Source organism: Kitasatospora sp. NPDC056783, assembly GCF_042789895.1.
GTDB lineage: Bacteria > Actinomycetota > Actinomycetes > Streptomycetales > Streptomycetaceae > Kitasatospora.
In genome coordinates, this window is sequence record NZ_JBHUAF010000472.1 from 1 (window position 1) to 5,736 (window position 5,736).

At 72.9% G+C, this 5,736-nt stretch carries 4 protein-coding genes; 3 read left to right on the forward strand and 1 reads right to left on the reverse strand.

Annotation, left to right across the window (positions count from 1 at the left end; all coding sequences use genetic code 11):
* Nucleotides 1-286 precede the first annotated feature (286 nt).
* A complete protein-coding gene (locus tag ACFRMQ_RS37130; RefSeq protein ID WP_380735265.1) occupies nucleotides 287-1,687 on the reverse strand; it encodes a cystathionine beta-synthase in 1,401 nt (466 codons plus the stop codon).
* Between the two features lie 239 nt (nucleotides 1,688-1,926).
* Here ACFRMQ_RS37130 and ACFRMQ_RS37135 point away from each other — a divergent pair, with 239 nt between their 5' ends.
* The 3 genes from ACFRMQ_RS37135 to ACFRMQ_RS37145 all read left to right on the forward strand — a co-directional run bounded on the left by ACFRMQ_RS37135 (nucleotide 1,927) and on the right by ACFRMQ_RS37145 (nucleotide 5,639).
* Nucleotides 1,927-3,081, forward strand: coding sequence for an SGNH/GDSL hydrolase family protein (locus ACFRMQ_RS37135; protein ID WP_380735266.1), 1,155 nt, complete (start codon nucleotides 1,927-1,929; stop codon nucleotides 3,079-3,081).
* A gap of 63 nt (nucleotides 3,082-3,144) precedes the next feature.
* Nucleotides 3,145-4,410: an acetyl-CoA C-acetyltransferase gene (locus ACFRMQ_RS37140; RefSeq protein ID WP_380735267.1), complete on the forward strand. Its 1,266-nt coding sequence runs from the start codon at nucleotides 3,145-3,147 to the stop codon at nucleotides 4,408-4,410.
* A 290-nt stretch (nucleotides 4,411-4,700) separates the two neighbouring features.
* A complete protein-coding gene (locus ACFRMQ_RS37145; RefSeq protein WP_380735268.1) occupies nucleotides 4,701-5,639 on the forward strand; it encodes a hypothetical protein in 939 nt (312 codons plus the stop codon).
* The last annotated feature ends 97 nt before the right edge of the window (nucleotides 5,640-5,736 follow it).

Genomic DNA, 5,736 nt, shown 5'->3' on the forward strand with positions numbered 1-5,736 from the left:
GGAGCCACCGCACCCCGTCGGCCGGCCGGAGCCGGGCGAAGGAGCGGGACAGCGCCTCCCCCCGCGGAGGACACGACGGGCCGGTCAGGTCCGCCCGGCGTGTCCGGAGCCGACCGCGGTCGCCGGGGAGCCGCTCCCGGACGGTTGCCGTCGCCTCGTTCGGCGTCCTGCCGTTGACCACCACGATGCCGGAGGCTTGTTAACCACGTGCTGCGGACAGGTGACGCCGGTGTACCACTTCCCGGGGACGGTCCCGCGCGGCCGTCCCCGGGGCGGCGGCGTCGCGTCAGTGCTGGCCGCGGCCGGTCAGGAAGCCCAGCAGGTCCTGGCGGGTGACGATGCCCTGCGGCTTGCCCTCGACCAGCACGACGGCCGCGTCGGCCTTCTCCAGCACGGTCATCAGGTTGGTGACGGTCTCGCCCGAGCCGACCACCGGCAGCGGCTTGGACATCACCTTGTCCAGCGTGTCGGTCAGCTCGATGTCCTTCGCGAAGATGCCCTCCAGCAGCAGCTTCTCCACCACCGAGCCGATCACCTCGCCGGCCATGATGTCCGGGTGTCCGGCGCCCGGGGAGACCACCGGCATCTGCGAGACGCCGTACTCGCGCAGCACCCGGACCGCCTCGGCGACCGTCTCGTTCGGGTGCATGTGGACGAACTGCGGGACGCCGCCCTGAGCGATGGACTCCTTGCGGGCCAGCACCTCGCCGATGTGCGCCTCGTCGGTGGAGGAGGGCAGGAAGCCGTAGTCGGCCATCCAGTCGTCGTTGAAGATCTTCGACAGGTAGCCGCGGCCGCCGTCCGGCAGCAGTACCACCACGACGTCGTCCGGCCCCAGCTTCCGGGCCACCTCCAGCGCGGCCACCACGGCCATGCCGCAGGAGCCGCCGACCAGCAGGCCCTCCTCCTTGGCCAGGCGGCGGGTCATCTGGAACGAGTCCTTGTCGGAGACGGCGACGATCTCGTCCGCGACATCGCGGTCGTAGGCGGTCGGCCAGAAGTCCTCACCGACGCCCTCGACCAGGTACGGACGGCCGGTGCCGCCCGAGTAGACCGAGCCCTCCGGGTCGGCGCCGATCACCTTGACCTTGCCGCCGGAGGCGTCCTTCAGGTAGTTGCCGGTGCCGGAGATGGTGCCGCCGGTGCCGACGCCGGCCACGAAGTGGGTGATCTTCCCGTCGGTCTGCTCCCACAGCTCCGGGCCGGTGGAGTGGTAGTGCGAGGCCGGGTTGTCCGGGTTGGAGTACTGGTCCGGCTTCCAGGCGTTCGGGGTCTCCCGGACCAGCCGGTCGGAGACGTTGTAGTACGAGTCCGGGTGCTCCGGGGCGACGGCGGTCGGGCAGACGACCACCTCGGCGCCGTACGCGCGCAGGGTGTTGATCTTGTCGGTGGAGACCTTGTCCGGACAGACGAAGATGCACTTGTAGCCCTTCTGCTGGGCCACGATCGCCAGGCCGACGCCGGTGTTGCCGGAGGTCGGCTCGACGATGGTGCCGCCGGGCTTGAGGGCGCCCGAGGCCTCGGCGGCCTCGATCATGCGCATCGCGATGCGGTCCTTGACCGAGCCACCGGGGTTGAAGTACTCGACCTTCGCCAGCACTGTCGCGCTGATGCCCTCGGTGACCTTGTTCAGCTTGACCAGAGGCGTGTTGCCGACCAGGTCGATGATCGAATTGTGGTACCGCACGGGGGTCCTCCCGGTCTGTGGGCATGCGAGTGCTTCGGTACTGCAAAGCGTAGGGCGTGACACCCGCCCCGCGGCCCCCCTGCTTCCCCCCTGCCCCGACGGCCCGCCGCCGGCCCACGCCCCCGGCCCCCTCCCCGCTCACCAATGGCCCACCTCCGCCGGTACTCCGGCCCTCCACGCGGGTAGAAGCGGGGTACCGCCGGAGGGGCCGGCCGGGAGCACGCGAAGGGGGCACCGCCATGCCAGGGGCACAGGACTCGCGGGCGCGGGTGGCCCGCCGGATCGCCACCGCCGCGGCGTACGGCGGCGGTGGGCTCGGTCTGCTCGGCGTGGGCCTGGTCGGCCTGCTGCTGACCGAGAGCAAGCTCGCCGTCCAGGCCATCGGCGTGCTGGAGACCCAGCCGCCCAAGGCCGACGGTGTCTACGGCGAGGCCTTCGCCGACCGCACCGCCGCCCCGCCGGCCCCGCTGGTGCTGGCCGTCCTCGGCGACTCCACCGGCGCCGGCCTCGGTGTGGCCCGGGCCGGCGAGACCCCGGGCGCCCTGCTCGCCGCCGGCCTCGCCTCGGTGGCCGAGCGCCCGGTCCGGCTGGTCAACGTGGCCCGGTCCGGCGGCCGCTCCGCCGACCTCTCCGGCCAGCTGGAGCGGGCGCTGCGGCACCGCCCGGACATCGCGGTGATCATCGTCGGCGCCAACGACGTGACCAGACACAGCCCGGCCCAGCTGGCCGTCCGCCAGCTCGGCGAGGCCGTCGCCGCGCTGCGCGCCAACGGCTGCGAGGTGGTCGTGGGCACCTGCCCCGACCTCGGGACGATCAAGCCGGTGCGCCCGCCGCTGCGCTGGGTGGCCCGGCGGCTGAGCCGGCAGCTGGCCGCCGCGCAGACCATCGCGGTGATCGAGGCGGGCGGCCGGACGGTCTCGCTCGGCTCGCTGCTGGGCCCGGAGTTCGCCGCGCGCCCGGAGATGTTCGCCGCCGACCGCTACCACCCCTCCGCCCAGGGCTACGCGACCGCCGCGATGGCCGTGCTGCCCTCCGTCTGCGCCGCGCTCGGCCTCTGGCCGCAGGAGGAGCCCGCGACCGCGACCGTCCCGGGCAGCGCGGTGCTGCCGGTCGCGGTGGCCGCCGCCGCGGCGGCCGGCCGGGAGGGCACCGAGGTGGCGGCCGTCGCGGCGGAGGGCGCGAGCCGCCGCTGGGCCCAGTTGCGGCACCGGCTGCGGATCGGCATGCCCACTCCGGAGAACGGGCCGGAGGACGGCCAGGAGGACGGCCAGGAGGACGGGCCGGAGGACGGCCAGGAGGACGGGCCGGAGGACGGCCAGGAGGACGGGAAGGAGCCCGGTACGGCCTCGGGGAATACGTCGGCCAGCTCACACGCTGGGGCCGGTGACGCCTGATCTACCAGACGGTAACTTTCCTCCCGGACGTCAGATCCGCCGTCACTCAGCGAGGAGCCCGCCATGCCCGAAGCCGTCATCGTCAGCGCCACCCGTTCGCCGATCGGCCGGGCGTTCAAGGGCTCGCTCAAGGACGTCCGCCCGGACGACCTGACCGCCCACGTCATCCAGGCCGCTCTGGCCAAGGTCCCGCAGCTCGACCCGCGCCAGATCGACGACCTGATGCTGGGCTGCGGCCTGCCCGGCGGCGAGCAGGGCCACAACCTGGCCCGCATCGTGGCCGTCCAGATGGGCATGGACTACCTGCCCGGTGCCACCATCACCCGCTACTGCTCCTCCTCGCTCCAGACCACGCGGATGGCACTGCACGCGATCAAGGCGGGCGAGGGCGACGTCTTCGTCTCGGCCGGCGTGGAGACCGTCTCGCGCAGCGTGAACGGCACCTCGGACGGCCTGCCCGGCACCATGAACCCGCTCTTCGACGAGGCCCGGGCCCGCACCCAGCAGCGCGCCGAGGCGGGCACGTGGGGGGCGGCGCGTAGCGCCTCGAACGAGGGTGGTGGGCGACGGGAGGGCTGGCACGACCCGCGCGAGGACGGGCTGCTGCCGGACGCCTACATCGCGATGGGCCAGACCGCCGAGAACCTGGCCGCGCTCAAGGGCATCACCCGCGCCGAGCAGGACGAGTTCGGCGTCCGCTCGCAGAACCTCGCCGAGGCCGCCATCAAGGCCGGCTTCTGGGAGCGCGAGATCACCCCGGTGACGCTCCCGGACGGCACCGTGGTCAGCACCGACGACGGCCCGCGTGCCGGCGTCACCCTGGAGGGCGTGGCCGGCCTGAAGCCGGTGTTCCGCCCCGACGGCACCGTTACCGCGGGTAACTGCTGCCCGCTGAACGACGGCGCCGCGGCTCTGGTCGTCATGTCCGACACCAAGGCCCGCGAACTCGGCATCACCCCGCTCGCCCGGGTGGTCTCCACCGGTGTCAGCGCGCTCTCCCCCGAGATCATGGGCTACGGCCCCGTCGAGGCCTCCAAGCAGGCGCTCCGGCGGGCCGGCCTGACCATCGACGACATCGACCTGGTCGAGATCAACGAGGCCTTCGCGGCCCAGGTGATCCCCTCCTACCGGGACCTCGGCGTCGACCTGGACAAGCTGAACGTCAACGGTGGCGCCATCGCCGTCGGCCACCCCTTCGGCATGACCGGCGCCCGGATCACCACCACGCTGATCAACTCCCTCCAGTGGCACGACAAGCAGTTCGGCCTGGAGACCATGTGCGTCGGCGGCGGCCAGGGCATGGCGATGGTCATCGAGCGCCTCAGCTGACCGCCCGGACCCCCTCCGAAGGGTCTGGACCACCCATTTGGAGTGACGCAGCGTAATTGAGGGCCGGATCACACCGGGAGGTCGATCCGGCCCTCTTTTCTTTCGTTTTCGGCCCGGAAATCGACACTGCGGAGCGGATCAACTCCACTGCGTAGAACGGTGTTACCTAACAATTTGGGGACAAGAGCGAAAGTCCCGGAGGAATTGGACATTCGCCACTGCGGTAACAGCCCAAGATGCGGCAGTGTGGACACGTAACCCCGTTCCGCTCCTCGCTAGGAGTACGTTCCGTGAGCGCCGTCTACACCATCCTGCTGCTGATCCTGATCACCGTGTCGACCGCCGTCCTGCTCCACCTCCGCGGACTCTCCCGCCGACTGGACGCGCAGGCCGCGGCCCGGACCGCGCCGGCCCCGGTGGACGAGGCCGCGATACGCCGGGCCGTCACCGAAGCGCTCGCCGCCGACCGCGAGCGGGAGATCACCGAGGCCCGGGCGTTCTGGGCCGAGCAGGAGGCCCGCGCGGCCGAGGACGCGCCACTGCTCGACTCCCCGTTCACCGGCGCGTTCTCCGGAACCGACGAGTGGCCGCTGTTCTTCCCCCGCCCCACCGGCCCGCAGGACGCCGTGGACAACGCCGGAACGATGGACCCGGAGTTCGGCGAGGCGCTGCGCTCCGCGCTGGAGGACCTGATCAACGAGGGCGGCCCCGCCCCGGTCGAGCCGGGCGGCGAGGGCGGCGTGCCGCTGCGCCCCGGGCACCCGGGCGGCGAGACCAAGGACGCCCGGGCCCGCCGGGAGGCCGACCTGCTGGCCACCGGCCTGGAGGCCGGGCTGCTGGACGCCGACCCGGCCGTCGAGGAGGCCCCGGTCGCCGCGCCCGACCCGCGCCGCCACCCCTCGCACCCCGACTTCGTGCCCAGCCAGGCGCCGTCCCGGGAGTGGACCGACAACCGGCTGGCCGCACTCGCCGAGGAGGCCGTCGCCCTGATCGACGTCCGCCCGGGCCCGCTGGGCACCCTGGACGTGTACGCCTTCGCCGACGGCACCACCCTCTGCGTGGCCCCGGGCGACCGGGAGGCCGCCTACCGGCTGATCGACGCGGTCCGCGCCGGTGAGCACGTCCGGCTGCTCGGCGGCTCGCGCTTCTCCGGCTCGTACTCGCTGACCTTCTCCACCGACGAGGAGGCCGTCTACGTGCTCGCCGACCGGGTGGTCGCCAGCATCTGACACCAGCTCACCGGATCACCGGATCACCGGATCACCAGCACGCAGCGCGCCGAAGGCCGGCCGGGTCAAGGGGTTACCGACCCGGCCGGCCTTCGGC

What these genes read in the sequence shown, in the direction of transcription:
- ACFRMQ_RS37135 (WP_380735266.1), top strand. Translation starts at nt 1,927, where the DNA reads ATGCCAGGGGCACAGGACTCGCGGGCGCGGGTGGCCCGCCGGATCGCC.
- ACFRMQ_RS37140 (WP_380735267.1), top strand. Translation starts at nt 3,145, where the DNA reads ATGCCCGAAGCCGTCATCGTCAGCGCCACCCGTTCGCCGATCGGCCGG.